Genomic DNA, 17,830 nt, shown 5'->3' with positions numbered 1-17,830 from the left:
CATGTCAAAGAAACTACAACGTAAAAAACAATTAAGAAATAGCCTTCGTCGTTCAGGTGCGTTTTCAAGTGCTGTGAATAAAGTTGTCGAAGAAACAAAGAAGGTCGTTAAACATGCAGAGCACGCAGCAAGTGAGGCAGGAAAAGCTGTCTCTAAGCAAGTAGAAAAAGCTGTAGAAGCAACTAAAGAGCAAGCCCACAAGCTTACAACTTCTGTTGAAGATTTCGCAGCTGACCTAGGCGGACTTCCACTTGACCGTGCTAAAACTTTCTACGATGAAGGGATCAAATCTGCTGCTGACTTCAAAAACTGGACAGAAAATGAACTCCTTGCTTTGAAAGGAATCGGTCCAGCTACAATCAAGAAATTAAAAGAAAACGGCATCAAGTTCAAGTAATCTTTCTTGTTCCTTGCATTTCCGTCAAAAACTTGTTAAAATATAGCCATTAGAGGTGTTTTGAGTCCCACATTTTACAGAAAGTGGCGGAGCTGAGAAGTCCACAAATGTGTCAAAACTGGTTGCTAATGGATGAAAATGAAATAATAATGTCTTTTTGTTTTAAAGACGAGAGTTGCGGGCTCTGCCCGAAATTGGGTGGTACCGCGGATAAACACATTCGTCCCTGTCAGATTAATGACAGGGGCGATTTTTTTGTAGAAAGCGAGGGAGGAAAATGACAAGAGCTGAACTGCCAGAACGAATAGAGACTGAGCGACTCGTTTTAAGAGTCCGTACTGTGGCCGATGCTGAGGCTATCCATGCCTACGCTAGTCTGCCAGAGGTTTCTTACCCAGCAGGTTTTCCACCCGTCAAGACCTTGGAAGATGAAATCTATTACTTAGAACACATCCTTCCTGAGCGCAATCAAAAAGACAATCTCCCTGCTGGCTATGGAATTGTGGTCAAAGGGACTGATAAGATCATCGGCTCAGTTGATTTCAACCATCGCCACGAAGACGATGTACTGGAGATTGGCTATATCTTGCACCCAGATTATTGGGGCCGCGGTTATGTACCAGAAGCAGCTCGTACCTTGATTGATCTAGGTTTTAAAGATTTAGGACTTCACAAGATAGAACTGGTCTGCTTTGGATACAATGTCCAAAGTCAACGCGTCGCTGAAAAACTCGGTTTCACTCTTGAAGCTCGCATAAGAGACCGCAAAGATGCTCAAGGCAACCGCTGTGATGATTTGAGATACGGCTTGCTGAAGAGTGAGTGGGAGACTCAAGGTCAACATTAAAAATAGAATTAATTAGAAAGGACAAACACATGTCTAAAGAACTTTCACCTAAATACAATCCAGCCGAGGTTGAGGCTGGTCGTTACCAAAAATGGCTTGATGAAGATGTTTTCAAGCCTTCTGGCGATAAAAAGGCTAAGCCTTATTCAATCGTGATTCCACCACCAAACGTAACTGGTAAACTCCACCTCGGTCACGCTTGGGATACGACTTTGCAAGATATCATCATCCGTCAAAAACGGATGCAAGGCTTTGATACTCTTTGGCTTCCTGGTATGGACCACGCGGGGATTGCGACTCAGGCTAAGGTTGAGGAGCGCTTGCGTGGTGAGGGTATTTCCCGTTATGACCTGGGTCGTGAGAAATTCCTCGATAAGGTTTGGGAATGGAAAGACGAATACGCCACTACCATCAAGGAACAATGGGGCAAGATGGGGCTCTCTGTAGACTACTCTCGTGAGCGTTTCACTCTTGACGAGGGTTTGTCAAAAGCGGTTCGTAAGGTCTTCGTGGACCTTTACAAGAAAGGCTGGATCTACCGTGGTGAGTTTATCATCAACTGGGACCCAGCAGCTCGTACAGCCCTTTCTGATATCGAAGTGATTCACAAGGACGTCGAAGGTGCCTTCTACCACATGAACTACATGCTAGAAGACGGTTCACGCGCCCTTGAAGTTGCTACAACTCGTCCAGAGACTATGTTTGGGGACGTTGCCGTTGCGGTCAATCCAGAAGACCCACGCTACAAGGACTTGATTGGTCAAAACGTCATCCTTCCAATCGCTAATAAATTGATTCCAATCGTTGCCGACGAGCACGCAGATCCTGAGTTTGGGACTGGTGTTGTGAAAATCACTCCTGCCCACGATCCAAACGACTTCTTAGTTGGTCAACGTCACAACTTGCCACAAGTCAATGTTATGAACGACGACGGAACTATGAACGACTTGGCTTTCGAATTTGCAGGCATGGACCGTTTTGAAGCTCGTAAGGCAGTCGTTGCTAAATTGGAAGAAATCGGTGCCCTCGTTAAAATCGAAAAACGTGTCCACAGTGTTGGTCACTCAGAACGTACAGGTGTTGTGGTCGAGCCACGCTTGTCTACTCAATGGTTCGTCAAGATGGACCAATTGGCTAAGAATGCTATTGCCAACCAAGACACAGAGGACAAGGTAGAATTCTACCCACCTCGTTTCAACGATACCTTCCTCCAATGGATGGAAAATGTCCATGACTGGGTAATCTCTCGTCAGCTCTGGTGGGGTCACCAAATCCCTGCTTGGTACAATGCTGAGGGTGAAATGTATGTCGGTGAAGAAGCTCCGGAAGGTGACGGATGGACTCAAGACGAAGATGTTTTGGATACGTGGTTCAGTTCTGCCCTTTGGCCATTCTCAACCATGGGCTGGCCGGATGTCGACTCTGAAGACTTCAAACGCTACTTCCCAACTTCAACCTTGGTAACAGGTTATGACATCATCTTCTTCTGGGTGTCTCGTATGATCTTCCAATCATTGGAATTCACTGGCCGTCAACCATTCCAAAATGTCCTTATCCATGGTCTTATCCGTGATGAGCAAGGACGCAAGATGTCTAAATCTCTCGGAAACGGTATTGACCCAATGGATGTTATCGAGAAATACGGTGCCGATGCCCTTCGTTGGTTCCTTTCAAACGGTTCTGCACCAGGGCAAGACGTGCGCTTCTCTTATGAGAAAATGGATGCTTCATGGAACTTCATTAACAAGATCTGGAACATCTCTCGCTACATCCTCATGAACAATGAAGGTTTGACCCTTGAGCAAGCTACTGCCAATGTGGAAAAAGTTGTTAACAAGGAAGCTGGAAATGTCACAGACCGCTGGATTCTCCACAACCTCAATGAAACTATCGGCAAAGTCAATGAAAACTTTGATAAGTTTGAATTTGGTGTGGCTGGACACATCCTCTACAACTTCATCTGGGATGAGTTTGCGGACTGGTACGTTGAGTTGACTAAGGAAGTCCTTTATAGCGATAACGAAGAAGAGAAAGTTATCACACGTTCTGTTCTCCTTTACACTTTAGACAAGATCCTTCGTCTCCTCCACCCAATCATGCCATTCGTGACAGAGGAAATCTTTGGACAAATCTCAGAAGGCTCTATCGTCACAGCTGCATACCCAACTGTCAACCCAGCCTTTGAAGACCTTGCTGCTCACACGGGTGTCGAAAGCCTCAAAGACTTGATCCGTGCTGTTCGTAATGCGCGTGCTGAAGTAAATGTTGCACCAAGCAAGCCAATCACCATCCTTGTGAAGACAAGTGATAGCGACTTGGAAGCCTTCTTTAACAGCAATGTCAACTACATCAAACGCTTCACAAATCCAGAACACTTGGAAATCGCATCAAACATCCCTGCACCTGAACTTGCAATGTCAAGCGTCATCACAGGAGCAGAAATCTACTTACCACTGGCAGACCTCCTCAATGTCGAAGAAGAATTGGCTCGCCTCGACAAGGAACTCGCTAAATGGCAAAAAGAACTGGACATGGTTGGTAAGAAGCTCTCTAACGAACGCTTCGTAGCCAACGCCAAACCAGAAGTCGTCCAAAAAGAACGCGACAAACAAGCCGACTACCAAGCAAAATACGACGCAACCGTAGCACGTATTGATGAGATGAACAAGTTGGTGAAATAAACATTAAAAAATCTCTTAGATTCATTTCTAAGAGATTTTTTCTTACTTCTCACCTCACAACCAGCCTTCTTCTTCGGCAGTTTTGGCTGCTTCGGTTCGGTTGCTGGCGCCTAGTTTGGAGAGGATATTGGTCATGTAATTACGGACGGTGCCGTTTGAGAGGTAAAGCTTGTCAGCAATCTCTTGGTTGGAGAGGCCTTGGGCAACTCCATGTAAAACAGCGACTTCTTGTTCGGTCAAGGGATTGGGATGGGTCATCATGACTTCCATGAGCTCTGGAGAATACTCCTTACGTCCCTCTAACACAGTATGTAGGGTTTGCATGAGTTCGGCAATGCTTCGCTCTTTCAAGACATAGGCATCGACTCCTGCTTTGACCGCTCGTTCAAAATAACCTGGGCGTTTAAAGGTCGTAACGATAACCACCTTGGTTTCAGGCACTTCTTGTTTGATCCACTCGAGTGCTTCGAGTCCTGTCTTGACTGGCATTTCGACGTCAAGGATGGCAATATCTACTGCTTCTTTCTCCAAAATTTCGATAGCTTCGGCTCCATTTTTTGCCTGCAAGACAGTCTCCACATCTGGCTGAAAACTTAAGAGCTGGCACATGGCATCTCTCAGCATACTTTGGTCTTCTGCGACTAATACTTTCATCTACTTTCTCTCCTTATAAGGCAGATGCACGCGCACCTCTGTTGGATGTTTCAAACTGACCAGCTCTACTTGACCTGAGAAGGCTGCAACACGATCTCGGACTGTATGGAGTTCATTTCCTTTTACAGTTGCAAAACCTTTCCCATCATCTCTGACCGTCAATAGCAATTCCTGATCTGTACGTTCCAGTTTTAGATAGGCTTTTTCAGCACTGGCATGTTTGATGATATTGGTCGCCAGTTCTAACAAAATCATAGCAGCCGTCGACTCCACATCCTGGGTCAGGCTAGCCTTGTCCAATTGATTGTCAACCTCAACCTCAATTCCAGCAATCTCCAGCATCTTTTTGACAGTTTCAATCTCTGATGCTAAAGTCCGTGATTTCAGATTTTCCACGATGGTACGCACTTCATTCATGGAATCTTTGCTGATCTGGTGAATTTCTTTTAATTCCTTCTCCACCTGTGGATAGGCCTGCATCTGAAATAACTGCAGGGCCAGATCTGTCTTGACACTCAGCATGGCAAAGGTATGTCCCAGACTATCATGCAAATCCTGACCGATACGACTGCGTTCATTTTCAGCTAGCAATAGATTTATCTGGGCATTTTGCTTGGCCTGAGCTTCTTTCAAATCCTCGACAATGCGAATCCGAACCAAGCCCAATGTCATCAAATCGACAAAAGTAAGAATCCCAAGCTCAAAGGCTACAGCCTCAGTTTCGACTGACTGAAACATCATGAGTTGTCCAACAACAAGAACTTGAGCAAGGAGAAAAGTCCAGACATGAAGAGAACGTAGGCTACGAACTCTAAAATGATAAATCAAAAGATTAGCAAGGAAAAAGAAGAACCACACATAGTTCCCATAAATAAAGGCGGTATTTCCAGCCACATAAGCTAACATGATGAACCAAAAAAGCCAGGATAAACGCTGACTCTTGGTGGTTAAAACGCCTAAGTAAGCCACCACAAATAGAATATCAACTAATAGATGCCAGCTAGGAATTTCCCCAACCACTGCAGAGAGGATAGGGAAAACCATAAAAATCAAACTGGCCCAAAACATATAGTGTATGCTTTTTAGTCTTTCAAGCATTAAGCATTCTCCTTATGACCTTGAAGGTAAATAGTCAAACCAAACAAAACTGCTGAAAAAACAAGTAGATAAACTGTGGCTGATAAATTGATGCCACCCTCGTTTAAGAAGGTCTTGAGCAACTCCATCAACTGATAGGTTGGCAGACACTTACCGATTGCTTGCATCCAGTCTGGAAATAAAGTGATGGGCATCCAGAGTCCGCCTAAAACAGCCAATCCTAGATAGAGAAGATTGCCCACGACAGACATCAGCTGACTAGACGGTAAGAGTGTCAGGATCAAGCCAAGCGCTACAAAAGCTACACTTCCCGCAATCAGCAAGAGCGCAGCCCCAATCCAGCTTCCTAAAGGCATATCCACACCTCTGACCAAGTGCCCAACTGAGAAAACAACCAGGATTGAAACCAAATAATCAACTATCATACTTGTTATCTTTGATAGATAATATTCTACCATATTTACTGGAGTATGGCGTAATGTTTTCTGCCAGTTGTTGATTTTATCGGTATGTAAAACAACTGGGAATGAAAAGATAGCTGTCGACATCATGGAAAAGGCCGTCATGGAGATGAGGTAGTCGCGCATAAAATTAGCCGGCCCACCTGGTGTATCCTGGTACATGCCTGAAAAGAATAAATAGAAGGCCGTCGGCATCCCTACGGATAATAGATAATAGACTAGTTGTCGTTTGGTCAATAGAAATTCAATCTTGTTTAGTGCGATCCATCGTTTCATCTTAGTCATCTCCCTTTTGTGTTTCTTCAAAGATTGTATCTAGCAAGCTACGGTTATTGACTTCAATTTCTTGTATCCTACAGCCTGCCTGGACTAACAGTTCCCAGAAAGCATCTGCTTCGCGTGTAACTACTTGCAGGGCATCTTGTTTTTGTGACCAGTTTTCAACCAAGTTAGACTGTTCGACGACTTCCTTGTAAGCTAGAGGTAGGATGAAGTGCTTTTCAATCTCCTCACTGCGCATGGCTAGAGGTGTCGTATCACGAATCAACTCTCCCTTATTTAAGACCAAAATCCGGTCCGCTGTATGCTCTACTTCCTCAATATAATGAGACGAATAGAGAATGGTGACCCCCTGCGCTTTTAAGTCTTGGACAATTTCCCAAAAACGTTGACGGGTTGAAGTATCCATGGCCGCAGTTGGCTCATCTAAAAAGACAAGCTTTGGTCGGCCAATCAAGGTCAAGACAAATGAAAAGAGACGCTTTTGCCCACCTGACAATTTTTCTGCTAATTGTTCTTTTTGCTGCTTGTCAAACTGCAATAGTTGATCAATCTCCTGATTGTTCAAGGGATTTGGATAAATGCTTTGAAAGAAAGCAATCAACTCTTTAACCTTTAATTTCTGAACAATAACATTTTCTTGAGGGAGGTAGCCTCTAATATAGTCTAACTGAGAACTCGTCACTGGCAAGCCTTGGATGGATACTTGACCGCTGGTGACCAATTTATCTCCAAGCAAACAGTCCAAGAGTGTAGTCTTTCCGGCACCATTTGGCCCAATCAAGGCGACGCATTCGCCCTCTGCTACCTCAAAGGAAATATCCTTCAAAATAGCCTTGCCCTTGATGCTTTTATTTAGGCTTTCTACCTTAATCATGTTCATGATATTCTCCTTTCAACCACTCCTTCCCCATCGGAAAGGCGATAAAAATCATAAATCCTAGACCCCAGGCACCACGAATGACTTGGTGAAGGAAGGCTTGGTCAAACCACCCTGTAAACATTTCGACCAACCATACCACTAGTGATAGTGCAATAAAAAGATAGAGAATCGCTTTTTTCATTTTTCAAACTCCTTTTTCACATCTGAGACCAATTTTAAACCTTCTCGGATCAACCAAGACATCATACCAAATCCTGCAAATAACTCCCAAGGAAAATGATAGAAGCCTTCGTCCAATCCTGAAAACATGAGATAAGTCATGACTCCTGCTGCTACTAAACTCATTGCGACAATTACTTTATGTTTCATTTTTTCTTCCTCCATTTGATACATCTATTATAATTCTTTGAAGGTTGTGTCACTAGAAGCTTCTGTCATGAGGAAATATGACAAATGTCACAAAAAAAGAAAGTTGATTTCTCAACTTTCTTTTTCTTATTATTTAATCTTTATTCCACACTGAAAAGATATGGGTAAACTGGTTGTTGACCTTGGTGAATTTCTACTTCGACATCTTCGAATTCTTCTGCGATTTCTTGGGCGATTTGGTTAGCCAATTCTTCACTTCCATCTTCTCCGACATAGAAAGTTACGATTTCACTGTCTTCATCCAACATGTGTTTCAAAGTTTCAGTCAAGGTTTGGTGCATATCAGGATTTGACACGAGGATCTTCCCATCTACCATACCAAGATTGTCATTTTCATGGATTTCTAAGCCATCGATAGTTGTATCACGAACGGCTGTTGTTACACTACCACTGATAACATCGCCAAGGGCTGCAGTCATGCGTTCTTGGTTTTCTTCGATTGATTTGCTTGGATCAAAGGCAAGAAGACTAGTCAATCCTTGAGGAATTGTACGAGCTTCTACCACAACAGCTGGTTGTTCCAATACTTCAGCTGCAGATTGAGCTGCCATGAAGATATTTTTGTTGTTTGGCAAGAAGATGATATTGCGAGCATTGACTTTCTCAACAGCCTTGATAAAGTCTTCTGTAGAAGGGTTCATGGTTTGTCCACCTTCGATGACATAGTCTACACCTTGTGCACGGAAGATGTCTGCCAAGCCTTGTCCAGCTACTACTGCGATAAGAGCATATTCTTTTTCTTCAGCTGGCTTGCTGACTTGAGCTTCTTCTTTTTCTACTTGCGCTTCGTGTTGGTTACGCATGTTATCGACTTTAACCTTGACCAAGCTACCGTATTTTAGACCTTCTTGCAAGACAAGTCCTGGATCTTCTGTATGGACGTGAACTTTAACGATTTCATCGTCATTGACAACAAGTAGAGAATCTCCAAGGTCGTTCAAGTAGTTACGGAATTCTTCGTAGTCAAACTCTTTAGCATAAGTTGGACCTTGTTTAAGGGCAACCATGATTTCAGTACAGTAACCAAAGGTAATGTCTTCTGTTGCCACATGTCCAGCTACAGACTTGTGGTGTTCAGCATTGATCATCTCACTCATATTTGCTGGAGTAGCAACAAAGTCCTCAGAAGCGCTGTATTCACCAGTAAGAGCTGAAAGGAAACCTTCATAGATGAAGACCAAACCTTGACCACCTGAGTCCACAACTCCAACTTCCTTCAATACTGGAAGCATTTCAGGAGTTTTAGCAAGAGCTGCTTTAGCTCCCTCTAAGGCTGCACGCATCACTTCAACTGCGTCATCTGTCTGTTCTGCTTTTTTCTTAGCACCGATGGCAGCTCCACGTGATACAGTCAAGATAGTTCCTTCAACTGGCTTCATAACAGCCTTGTAGGCAACCTCAACACCTGATTGGAAGGCAAGGGCTAGGTCTTTCCCTGTTAACTCTTCTTTTGTCTTGATGGCTTGTGAGAATCCACGGAAAAGCTGAGAAGTGATAACTCCTGAGTTTCCACGCGCACCCATCAAAAGACCTTTAGCCAAGATACTTGCAGCCTCACCAACTGTTGAAGCTGGTTTGTCTGCGACTTCCTTAGCACCATTTTCGATAGTCATCCCCATGTTTGTTCCTGTATCTCCATCTGGAACTGGGAAAACGTTCAATGAATTGACATATTCGGCTTGCTTGTTCAAACGAGTTGAAGCAGCCTGTACCATTTCTTGAAATAAGCTTGTAGTAATATTTGACACGATTATTCTCCTACAACTTTGATATTTTGAATGTAGACATTCACAGTTTGCGCAGTGATTCCAAGTTGGTTCTCTAAACTAAAGCGAACGCGCTCTTGGATGTTTTTTGAAACTTCACTGATTTTTGTACCGTAGCTCAATACAGTATATACATCAACTGCAATACTACCGTCTTCAGCTGCTTTAACGACTACACCTTTTGAATAATTTTCCTTACCAAGAAGGGCTTGGAAATTATCTTTGAGGGCATTTTTACTAGCCATACCGACTACACCAAAAATTTCAGTTGCTGCACCACCTACGACAGTAGCGATCACATCATCTGTCAGTTCGACTTGACCATCTTTTGTATTAATTTTTACAGTCATTTTTTTTACCTCAACTAGTTGATACTCTATTTTATCATATTTCAGCCCAACTGTAAAAGCAGAATGATGTATCATCGGATATTTGCTTGATTTTTCAAATGATTTCAGCTTTCGAGCAAAAGAAAAAGACCTATTAGGTCTTTTCATGTTTATTAAACGCGTTCTACTTTTCCTGATTTCAAAGCACGAGCTGAAGCCCAAACTTTTTTAGGTTTACCATCGATAAGAACAGTAACTTTTTGAAGGTTTGGTTTTACGGCACGTTTAGTTTGGTTCATCGCGTGTGAACGGTTGTTTCCTGATACAGTCTTACGACCTGTAAAGTAACATACTTTAGCCATTGTGTTTTCCTCCTATTAGATCTAATATAGCGGATGTGCTAGCACCACATACCGTACTATGTTATCACACTTTCTCCATTTTGGCAAGGGAATTGGAAGACTTTTTTTATTTGACGTAGACGACACCAAGTTTCCCGAAAGCTACGTCTCCACGGATAATCAAGGTTTTGCTGGTTGGGGCTACAGGAGCATCTGCCTTGGCTGCACCACAGAAAGTTTCCACCTTAAGATCTACTCTCCAGTGTTGGGGAACATAGACAACTGCATTCCCAAATCCGACTTCTATCTTCAAGGTTGCGCTATCACCTAACATCTCTGCATTGTCATAATAAATCTTGGCATTCCCGAAACCGACTTCAAACTCGTCTTCTACCAAATCTTGGTTCTGCTTGTAAAAGGTTCCGCTACCAAAGGCTACTTCCTTTTCTGTAAGGATAGTCTTTTCACCGTCATACCACCATTTTTTCCCATTCCAAGTCCGGTTAGTATGAGTCAGCATACTAACTCCGAGCACGATTAGAACTCCTGCCCAGAACAGTGATTGATTGGGGATCGGTAAAATGTCATAAAAATGATTGGCAATCAATAGGGCCACTAGGGCTGTAAAAGAGGCTGAAGTGAAGTGGCGACGAAGCAAAGCTCCAACTGATTGATAGGCAAAAAATCCAATACCAATCAAGGGCCAAATCTTCCCTTCAAGTGAAGGAATCCCAAAATTTCCCTGTAACAATACTAAAGCTGCCAATACTAGCAACACAATACCAAATGCTTTCTTTTTCATCTTCTTACCTCATGTTTCTTAGATTTTCTTTTAGGAGGGATTGGTAATGCCGTGACACGTGCACCTCCTTGTGGGTCTGATAAAAGGAAATAGTTCCTGTACCTGAGAAGGACTTGTCCACCGAGTAGACCTGCCGAAGATTGGCAATGGTCGACTTGGATACCCGACTGAAATAGCGGGGTAGGATGGACTCTAACTCATAAAGCTTGAGTCGAACCTCGTAGGCATCTTTCTGGGTATGGGCGTAAATCTTGCTACCTTCTGTCTCAAAAAAGAGAATTTCTGACAAGTCTAAGTAGTACTCACCCGTCCCCTTATAAAAGATCAACCTAGGAGCCTTGGTTTCTTGCAAGAGTCGTTGCAGGTCAGCTATTTCATCTGTCAGGGCTGCAGCCTTGATGACAATCTCTGTCTCAGTTAATTCACTATCAATCTCGATTCGTAACTTCATCCTATCTCCTTTCTGCATCTACTATACCAAAGCCCAGAAGACTTTACAAGGGCAAAAAAGCAAGTGGTCACTTTTGACCCGTAAGTGGTTACGAGGCCAAGCTCACTTGCTTTGCTTTTTACAAAATAAAGAAGAGAATTCCCCAAAGGAGGCCACAAGCGTAGCCAACTAAAACATCCTTGGGGTAATGTACACCCCCTAAAACTCGCACCAGACCGAGAAGAGCTGATAATACCAATAAAATCAAGCCCACAGGCAGATTTGCATGTAAGCAAGCCATGGAAATGATGGTTGCTGAAAAAACATGGCGGCTGGGCATTGAATTGCCTGCACTATCCTTGTCTAGTAGTGGGATAATTTCCCAAGCCTCATAAGGACGCGGTTGATTGATCCACTTACGAACTAGCGTTAATAGGACAAAGCCAGAAGCCGGCACCATGATATAGGTGGCAAGGTCTTTCCCCAAGCCTTTGCTGATAAAGCTTGCTCCCAGTAAGGTCAAGTATGCCAAGGGCATCAGAACTGTCATCATGCGATTAAAGACTCGCATCAGTTGTAATCCTTGTGGATGTCGAAGAAGGCTTGATTTCCTCTTTTCGTACCACTCTTGATAGTTTTTCATATCTATTCTCGTTATTTTTAGATTTTACACAAGAAGCCTGCTAGCTTCTCCTACTCTAGTATAGTGCAGAAAAAGAAGGCCGTCAAGCCTTCTTTTTGATTACTATTCTTCTGCTTGGTCTTCTGTAAATTGACTATTGTAGAGATCAGCATAGAAACCACCTTGAGCCATGAGTTCATCATGATTGCCTTGCTCAATGATATTTCCATCTTTCATGACCAGGATTAAGTCCGCATTACGGATAGTTGATAAGCGGTGAGCGATGATAAAGGACGTGCGTCCTTCCATCAAACGGTCCATGGCTTTCTGAATCAACTCCTCTGTACGTGTGTCTACTGAGGATGTCGCTTCGTCCAGAATCAAGAGAGGAGCATCCTTAAGCAGGGCACGAGCGATAGTCAAGAGCTGTTTCTGTCCGACTGACAAGGTCACTGTGTCATCCAAAACAGTATCGTAACCATCTGGTAGGGTCATGATAAAGTGGTGGATTCCTACTGCTTTCGCAGCTTCAATCATTCGTTCATCGCTGATTCCAGTTTGATTATAAATGAGATTGTCTCGAATGCTTCCTTCAAAGAGCCAAGTATCCTGTAAGACCATTGAAAAGGCATCGTGTACTTCTGAACGTTTCATAGACTTGGTATCCACACCATCAATGCGAATGCTTCCCTTATCAATCTCATAGAACTTCATCAAGAGATTAACAATGGTCGTCTTCCCAGCTCCGGTTGGTCCAACAATGGCAATCTTTTGCCCTGCATGAGCTGTCGCAGAAAAGTCATGAATGATGGTTCGCTCAGGTATGTAACCAAAGGAAACTTGATCAAAAACTACTTCACCCTTCATACCAGACAATTGTGTTTCCTTATGAGATTCGTCTTCCATCTCAGCTTCACTTAGAAACTCAAAGACACGGGTCATAGCTGCACTAGCCTGTTGCAAGCTGGTAATCCCTTGAGCAATTTGTGATAAGGGTTGTGAGAAGGTACGAACATAAACCATAAAAGCTACGATAATCCCAATACTGATATGGCCTTCAAGAGCCAAGGCAGCACCGACGATAACAACCAAAACATAACTAAAGTTTCCGACAAAGAACATAGCAGGCATCATGATGCCAGAAATAAACTGAGATTTCCAGATACTATCATGTAGATTTTGATTCAATCCTGCGAATGTTTCTTTAGTTGGTTCCACAGCGTTATAGCTGGTCACAACATTGTGGCCTGAGTACATTTCTTCCACATAGCCGTTTACAGCTGCTAGGTTGTTTTGTTGGGCTTTAAAGTAACCCTGTGACTTAGCCATAATGACTGAGACAGCCGCAAAACCTACAAGGGTTGAAACAACTGTTACCAATGCCAAAATCCAGTTCATGCCAAACATGGTAATCAAAACAGCAATCAGCAAGAAGCTAGCTGAGAGAACCGTTCCCAGACTTTGGTTGAGGGACTGAGCTGCCGTATCGACGTCATTTGTTACACGAGAGAGAGTATCTCCTTGAGAATGGCGGTCAAAATAAGCAAGTGGCAGACGGTTAATTTTTTCAGCGATAGCTGTCCGCAAGCGTTTTGAAAAATGTTGGATACTCGTTGAAAAGATATAGGCTTGTGTATAGTTGAGAATGGCACCAAGCACATACAAAATAGCTAAAAAGCTGGCGATACTTGACACAGCTACCAAATCGATTTCTGTAGCCAAGCCATCTGAAATCAAGTTGGTGATTTCCTTAATCTTAGTTGGTCCATAAACCGTGATGATGCTTGAACATACAGCCGCCACAACCGCAACTAGTAGAGGAAGTTGGAGACCTGCTAGAAAAGGTTTATATTGTTTCCAAAAGGACATCTTCTTATTTTCCATGTTCCAATTCCTCCTTCGATAGTTGTGAATAGGCAATTTCTTGGTAAACTTCGTTGGTCGCAAGAAGTTCCTTGTGGGTGCCTTGTCCCACGACTTTACCTTGATCCAATACTAAGATCAAGTCAGCATCCATAATTGTTGAAATACGTTGGGCCACGATCAACTTGGTCATAGATTGCGTTTTTTCAGCTAGTTCTTGGCGCAAGATACGGTCTGTCTTGTAGTCCAAGGCCGAGAATGAATCATCAAAAATGAGAATTTCTGGTTTACGAGCCAAGGCACGCGCAATGGCCAAACGTTGTCTTTGTCCTCCTGAGAAGTTGGTTCCACCTTGAGCCACTTCTGAGGATAGACCGGCTTCCTTGTCCTCGATGAAACCTTTAGACTGGGCCAATTCAAGAGCTTGCCACATAGCGGTCTCGCTTAGCGGAGTTTCTGGACTCTTACCAAAGTCTAGATTCCCCTTGACATCTCCTGAGAAGAGAACAGCTTTTTGTGGGATATAGCCGACTTTATTCCGCAAGTCTTCCAAATCATAATCCTGCACATTGACGCCGTCCACTAGGATTTCTCCATCTGAAACGTCATAAAAACGAGGCAAGAGGTTCACAAGCGTAGATTTACCAGAACCAGTTGAACCGATAAAGGCAACTGTTTGACCAGCTTCTGCCTTGAAGCTGACATGTTCCACAACTGCTTCTGAGTTTTTAGAATAGCGGAAGGTGACATCACGGAATTCCACTTGACCTTGAATAGAAGAATCTGCCGTCTGTGGTTGACTAGGATTTTCAATAGAAGAATGCAAGTCCAGCACTTGATTGATACGTCCTGCAGAAACCAAGGTACGAGGAAGGACGATAAAGAGAGCTCCCATGAGCAAGAATCCCATCACGACCTGCATGGCATAAGACATGAAGACCACCATATCACTAAAGAGTGGTAGACGGTCTGTCAGGCTAGCATCATTGATGATATAGGCACCAATCCAGTAAATAGCTAGACTCAAGCCACTCGAAATCGCCATCATAATGGGATTCATAATAGCCATCAATCGGTTGACAAAGAGATTGAGACGAGTGACTTCATCGTTGGCTACTTCGAATTTTTTATCTTGATAATCTTCAGCATTGTAAGCACGAACCACTCGAATCCCTGTCAAGCTTTCACGAGTAATACTATTGAGTTTATCTGTCAATTTCTGGATGACAGATTGTTTTGGAAAGGCCAGAGTCATGAGAACTGTTGTCATCAGAACATTGACGATAACAGCCACCACTACTGCCCAGAGCCAGTATTCAGATTTGCCAAGGATTTTTCCAATGGCCCAGATAGCCATAATAGGCCCACGAGTGACTACCTGGAGCCCCATAGTAAAGAGCATTTGAATCTGCGTGATATCATTAGTCGTCCGAGTCAAGAGACTTGGGATTGAAAAACGTTTAATCTCTGTCTGCGAGAAATCTAGAACACGATGAAAAATATCGCTTCGTAAATGAGTTGTGTAAGACGCTGCAACGCGAGCAGCAAAAAATCCAACAGTAACGGATGACAGAAAAGCAAGTAGAGACAAGCCTATCATCTTAATGGCTGGTGACCAAAGTGCACCCATATCCGTACCTGGAGTTCCAATCAATTCTGTAATTTCTGAAATGTAAGTCGGTACTTCTAACTCTAGATAGACCGAAAAACAGGTAAAGAGGACAGTCAAGAGAATCATTCCCCACTCTTTTCCTGTGATACGCTTAGCGAGTTTTTTCATCTTCCCCTCCTATTTTTTCTACATTGGCTTGTAATTGAGCCATGACTTCCTCAAAAATAGCTAGTTTTTCTTCAGATACTCCATCGAGTAAACTGCGGTCAATTCGTTCAAAGAAAGACTTGACCTGCTTCATTTGAGAGCGAGATTTTTCAGTCAAATGAACAAATTTTGCCCGTTTATCACTTGGACTCGCCTCCAACTCCACCAAACCATTTTGCACCATGCGCTTCACTAAATTGCTGGCAACTGACTTGGTGACATTGAGTTCTTGTTCAATATCCTTGATAAGCGTCAATTCTTGATCCTGCTCACGACGATCTAAAAAACGAAGAACCTGACCTTGCGGTCCACCCATGACTTCAATACCACAACGTTTGGCTTCTTTTTTTACCATCAGGTGAAGTTGATGGCCGAAACGTTTAAAGACCAACATCGGTTTATCCATGATTTCCCCCTTCTAAACAAAATAGTTCCCACGAGAACCAATTGGTTTTCATGAGAACTATTTTATCATTTTCAAATAAGATGTCAAGAAAAAAGTTTCCTTGAGAACTATTTAAGTAAAAATTGACATCAGCTCTTATTTTATCTATAATAAACACTATAATAAACACTATCTCACACGTATTATAATACACCCTAATTAGAAATGAGAACATCACAAATGAAACAAAAAGAAGAGAAAATCTTAGGAATCTTGGCTATTATCTTTGGAGCCCTGGCACTTCTTGGTTCTTGGCTACCAATCATTAGCATACTAGCGTTTTTCTTCGCTATTGTTGCTATAGCCTTAGGAGTTTTTGGTATCGGCCTTAATCTCAAAAATCGTAAAATATTGGCTATCATCGGAACGACCCTAGGTGTTTTATCCATCTTTCTTGTTTTAATGACGCAAGTATTACCTTCTGGTGTCTTTACTGATTTAGCTAAAAACTTTCGTCACCCATACAGAAGTCTAGCCTCTATAACAGAAGATGAGGAATTTGGAAATTTACCAGATTATAAATCAGACGAAGATAAGAATGAAGAGGATATCGAAGATAGCGATGACTTCTCTTGGACCCAGGAACAATTTGACGCTTTGATAGAAGGCGACACCACAAATAGAGGAAAAGGTGGCACCAACTACAAAGATATTATCAGCAAGCATGGACTACCGGATTCTGAAATCGAGTCAACCTCAGGTGGCTACGAGATTAAAAAAATCACCTATCTTTCCCTTGGTTCAAACACCAAGACAGTGGTACTCACTTTCGCAAAGCAGGAAAACGGCCAGTTTCTTCTCATCCGTAAATTTGCCCTAGGATTGGATAGTAAAGATCAAACTGACGATGGAGTAAAAGTCTAAAATAACTAAAAAACGAACAGCTATTAAAGCTGTTCGTTTTTTTATTAGAAGCCATCTACGTTGGTGTAGATTTTTTGTACGTCTTCGTCGTCTTCAAGAACGCTGTAGAGTTTTTCAAATGTTTCAAGGTCATCACCTGACAACTCCACTTCTGACTGAGGAATCATCTCAAGTTCAGTCACTTGGAATTCTTCGATACCAGACTCACGCAAAGCAACGATAGCCTTGTGAAGGTCAGTTGGAGCTGTGTAGACAGTGATTGTTCCTTCTTCTGCTTCTACATCATCTACATCGACATCTTCTTCAAGTAAGAGTTCAAAGATAGCATCCGCATCGTCACCTGCAAATACGATAACACCCTTGTTGTCAAAGAGGTAGGATACTGAACCTGAAGCTCCCATGTTTCCGCCGTTTTTACCAAAGGCAGCACGGACATTGGCAGCTGTACGGTTAACGTTTGAAGTCAAGGTATCAACGATCAACATAGAACCATTTGGTCCAAATCCTTCGTAACGACCTTCTGTAAAGGTTTCGTCCGTGTTTCCTTTCGCCTTGTCAATAGCCTTATCGATAACGTGTTTTGGCACTTGTGCTTGTTTAGCACGGTCGATAACGAATTTCAAAGCAGTATTTAGTTCTGGATCTGGTTCACCTTTTTTAGCTGCTACATAGATTTCTACACCAAATTTTGCATATACTTTAGAGTTAGCTCCATCTTTAGCCGTTTTCTTGGCTACGATATTGGCCCATTTACGTCCCATTAGGAATCTCCTTTTTTCACATTTTAATCTTTCTTATTATAACACAAGTCTAGACGATT

At 42.8% G+C, this 17,830-nt stretch carries 20 protein-coding genes; 4 read left to right on the top strand and 16 right to left on the bottom strand.

Annotated features, from left to right (window positions below; genetic code table 11):
* Position 1 precedes the first annotated feature (1 nt).
* The 3 genes from KJR31_RS06665 (at position 2) to KJR31_RS06655 (ending at position 3,925) form a co-directional block, all read left to right on the top strand.
* Positions 2-397: a helix-hairpin-helix domain-containing protein gene (locus tag KJR31_RS06665; RefSeq protein ID WP_214262641.1), complete on the top strand. Its 396-nt coding sequence runs from the start codon at positions 2-4 to the stop codon at positions 395-397.
* Between the two features lie 277 nt (positions 398-674).
* A complete protein-coding gene (locus KJR31_RS06660; protein WP_214262640.1) occupies positions 675-1,244 on the top strand; it encodes a GNAT family N-acetyltransferase in 570 nt (189 codons plus the stop codon).
* A 29-nt stretch (positions 1,245-1,273) separates the two neighbouring features.
* Positions 1,274-3,925, top strand: coding sequence for a valine--tRNA ligase (locus KJR31_RS06655; protein WP_214262639.1), 2,652 nt, complete (start codon positions 1,274-1,276; stop codon positions 3,923-3,925).
* Positions 3,926-3,979: 54 nt separating this feature from the next.
* Here the strand turns inward: KJR31_RS06655 and KJR31_RS06650 are convergent, their stop codons facing one another.
* From KJR31_RS06650 to KJR31_RS06580, 15 genes are all read right to left on the bottom strand, one after another.
* Complete coding sequence (locus tag KJR31_RS06650; RefSeq protein ID WP_214262638.1) at positions 3,980-4,579, bottom strand: response regulator transcription factor; 600 nt, start codon at positions 4,577-4,579, stop codon at positions 3,980-3,982.
* Positions 4,580-5,677: a sensor histidine kinase gene (locus KJR31_RS06645; RefSeq protein WP_214262637.1), complete on the bottom strand. Its 1,098-nt coding sequence runs from the start codon at positions 5,675-5,677 to the stop codon at positions 4,580-4,582.
* The gene (locus KJR31_RS06640; protein ID WP_214262636.1) at positions 5,677-6,414 is read right to left on the bottom strand and encodes an ABC transporter permease; all 738 of its coding nucleotides are present in this window, start codon (positions 6,412-6,414) and stop codon (positions 5,677-5,679) included. Before KJR31_RS06640 ends, KJR31_RS06645 begins: the two co-directional genes overlap by 1 nt.
* Position 6,415: 1 nt before the next feature.
* Entirely contained in the window at positions 6,416-7,300 is an 885-nt protein-coding gene (locus KJR31_RS06635) for an ABC transporter ATP-binding protein (protein WP_214262635.1), read from the bottom strand.
* On the bottom strand, positions 7,287-7,481 hold the full coding sequence (locus KJR31_RS06630; RefSeq protein ID WP_000709296.1) for a hypothetical protein: 195 nt from the start codon (positions 7,479-7,481) through the stop codon (positions 7,287-7,289). Before KJR31_RS06630 ends, KJR31_RS06635 begins: the two co-directional genes overlap by 14 nt.
* A complete protein-coding gene (locus KJR31_RS06625; RefSeq protein ID WP_025170070.1) occupies positions 7,478-7,684 on the bottom strand; it encodes a hypothetical protein in 207 nt (68 codons plus the stop codon). Before KJR31_RS06625 ends, KJR31_RS06630 begins: the two co-directional genes overlap by 4 nt.
* A gap of 125 nt (positions 7,685-7,809) precedes the next feature.
* Positions 7,810-9,477 carry a DAK2 domain-containing protein gene (locus KJR31_RS06620; protein WP_214262634.1) on the bottom strand — a complete coding sequence of 556 codons (1,668 nt, stop codon included), beginning with the start codon at positions 9,475-9,477 and terminating at the stop codon, positions 7,810-7,812.
* A gap of 2 nt (positions 9,478-9,479) precedes the next feature.
* Positions 9,480-9,845 carry an Asp23/Gls24 family envelope stress response protein gene (locus tag KJR31_RS06615; RefSeq protein ID WP_000216443.1) on the bottom strand — a complete coding sequence of 122 codons (366 nt, stop codon included), beginning with the start codon at positions 9,843-9,845 and terminating at the stop codon, positions 9,480-9,482.
* A gap of 152 nt (positions 9,846-9,997) precedes the next feature.
* Complete coding sequence (gene rpmB / locus KJR31_RS06610) at positions 9,998-10,186, bottom strand: 50S ribosomal protein L28 (protein WP_001140948.1); 189 nt, start codon at positions 10,184-10,186, stop codon at positions 9,998-10,000.
* Positions 10,187-10,292: 106 nt separating this feature from the next.
* Positions 10,293-10,967: a LiaF transmembrane domain-containing protein gene (locus tag KJR31_RS06605; RefSeq protein ID WP_214262633.1), complete on the bottom strand. Its 675-nt coding sequence runs from the start codon at positions 10,965-10,967 to the stop codon at positions 10,293-10,295.
* Between the two features lie 4 nt (positions 10,968-10,971).
* A complete protein-coding gene (locus KJR31_RS06600) occupies positions 10,972-11,418 on the bottom strand; it encodes a LytTR family DNA-binding domain-containing protein (protein ID WP_214262632.1) in 447 nt (148 codons plus the stop codon).
* A 118-nt stretch (positions 11,419-11,536) separates the two neighbouring features.
* A complete protein-coding gene (locus tag KJR31_RS06595; protein WP_214262631.1) occupies positions 11,537-12,040 on the bottom strand; it encodes a phosphatase PAP2 family protein in 504 nt (167 codons plus the stop codon).
* Between the two features lie 102 nt (positions 12,041-12,142).
* The gene (locus tag KJR31_RS06590; protein WP_214262630.1) at positions 12,143-13,903 is read right to left on the bottom strand and encodes an ABC transporter ATP-binding protein; all 1,761 of its coding nucleotides are present in this window, start codon (positions 13,901-13,903) and stop codon (positions 12,143-12,145) included.
* On the bottom strand, positions 13,893-15,662 hold the full coding sequence (locus tag KJR31_RS06585) for an ABC transporter ATP-binding protein (RefSeq protein ID WP_214262629.1): 1,770 nt from the start codon (positions 15,660-15,662) through the stop codon (positions 13,893-13,895). The genes KJR31_RS06590 and KJR31_RS06585 overlap by 11 nt, the downstream gene beginning before the upstream one ends.
* On the bottom strand, positions 15,646-16,107 hold the full coding sequence (locus tag KJR31_RS06580) for a MarR family winged helix-turn-helix transcriptional regulator (protein ID WP_214262628.1): 462 nt from the start codon (positions 16,105-16,107) through the stop codon (positions 15,646-15,648). The genes KJR31_RS06585 and KJR31_RS06580 overlap by 17 nt, the downstream gene beginning before the upstream one ends.
* Positions 16,108-16,326: 219 nt before the next feature.
* On the opposite strand from KJR31_RS06580, the gene KJR31_RS06575 reads away from it, so the two are divergent.
* Positions 16,327-17,010 carry a DUF308 domain-containing protein gene (locus tag KJR31_RS06575; RefSeq protein ID WP_214262783.1) on the top strand — a complete coding sequence of 228 codons (684 nt, stop codon included), beginning with the start codon at positions 16,327-16,329 and terminating at the stop codon, positions 17,008-17,010.
* 44 nt (positions 17,011-17,054) lie between these two features.
* Here the strand turns inward: KJR31_RS06575 and KJR31_RS06570 are convergent, their stop codons facing one another.
* Entirely contained in the window at positions 17,055-17,771 is a 717-nt protein-coding gene (locus KJR31_RS06570; RefSeq protein ID WP_214262627.1) for a YebC/PmpR family DNA-binding transcriptional regulator, read from the bottom strand.
* Positions 17,772-17,830 lie beyond the last annotated feature (59 nt).

Origin of the sequence: Streptococcus infantis (assembly GCF_018499575.1) — a bacterium.
Taxonomy (GTDB): Bacteria; Bacillota; Bacilli; order Lactobacillales; family Streptococcaceae; genus Streptococcus; species Streptococcus infantis_K.
The sequence above is the reverse complement of the archived record's forward strand: the minus strand, read 5'-3'. Positions and strand labels throughout refer to the sequence as shown.

Coding starts and splice junctions, on each gene's coding strand:
- KJR31_RS06585 (WP_214262629.1), bottom strand. CDS start 15,662: ATGAAAAAACTCGCTAAGCGTATCACAGGAAAAGAGTGGGGAATGATT.
- KJR31_RS06640 (WP_214262636.1), bottom strand. CDS start 6,414: ATGAAACGATGGATCGCACTAAACAAGATTGAATTTCTATTGACCAAA.
- KJR31_RS06595 (WP_214262631.1), bottom strand. CDS start 12,040: ATGAAAAACTATCAAGAGTGGTACGAAAAGAGGAAATCAAGCCTTCTT.
- KJR31_RS06600 (WP_214262632.1), bottom strand. CDS start 11,418: ATGAAGTTACGAATCGAGATTGATAGTGAATTAACTGAGACAGAGATT.
- KJR31_RS06665 (WP_214262641.1), top strand. CDS start 2: ATGTCAAAGAAACTACAACGTAAAAAACAATTAAGAAATAGCCTTCGT.
- KJR31_RS06575 (WP_214262783.1), top strand. CDS start 16,327: ATGAAACAAAAAGAAGAGAAAATCTTAGGAATCTTGGCTATTATCTTT.
- KJR31_RS06590 (WP_214262630.1), bottom strand. CDS start 13,903: ATGGAAAATAAGAAGATGTCCTTTTGGAAACAATATAAACCTTTTCTA.
- KJR31_RS06615 (WP_000216443.1), bottom strand. CDS start 9,845: ATGACTGTAAAAATTAATACAAAAGATGGTCAAGTCGAACTGACAGAT.
- KJR31_RS06580 (WP_214262628.1), bottom strand. CDS start 16,107: ATGGATAAACCGATGTTGGTCTTTAAACGTTTCGGCCATCAACTTCAC.
- rpmB (WP_001140948.1), bottom strand. CDS start 10,186: ATGGCTAAAGTATGTTACTTTACAGGTCGTAAGACTGTATCAGGAAAC.
- KJR31_RS06570 (WP_214262627.1), bottom strand. CDS start 17,771: ATGGGACGTAAATGGGCCAATATCGTAGCCAAGAAAACGGCTAAAGAT.
- KJR31_RS06660 (WP_214262640.1), top strand. CDS start 675: ATGACAAGAGCTGAACTGCCAGAACGAATAGAGACTGAGCGACTCGTT.
- KJR31_RS06655 (WP_214262639.1), top strand. CDS start 1,274: ATGTCTAAAGAACTTTCACCTAAATACAATCCAGCCGAGGTTGAGGCT.
- KJR31_RS06635 (WP_214262635.1), bottom strand. CDS start 7,300: ATGAACATGATTAAGGTAGAAAGCCTAAATAAAAGCATCAAGGGCAAG.
- KJR31_RS06625 (WP_025170070.1), bottom strand. CDS start 7,684: ATGGAGGAAGAAAAAATGAAACATAAAGTAATTGTCGCAATGAGTTTA.
- KJR31_RS06650 (WP_214262638.1), bottom strand. CDS start 4,579: ATGAAAGTATTAGTCGCAGAAGACCAAAGTATGCTGAGAGATGCCATG.
- KJR31_RS06630 (WP_000709296.1), bottom strand. CDS start 7,481: ATGAAAAAAGCGATTCTCTATCTTTTTATTGCACTATCACTAGTGGTA.
- KJR31_RS06605 (WP_214262633.1), bottom strand. CDS start 10,967: ATGAAAAAGAAAGCATTTGGTATTGTGTTGCTAGTATTGGCAGCTTTA.
- KJR31_RS06645 (WP_214262637.1), bottom strand. CDS start 5,677: ATGCTTGAAAGACTAAAAAGCATACACTATATGTTTTGGGCCAGTTTG.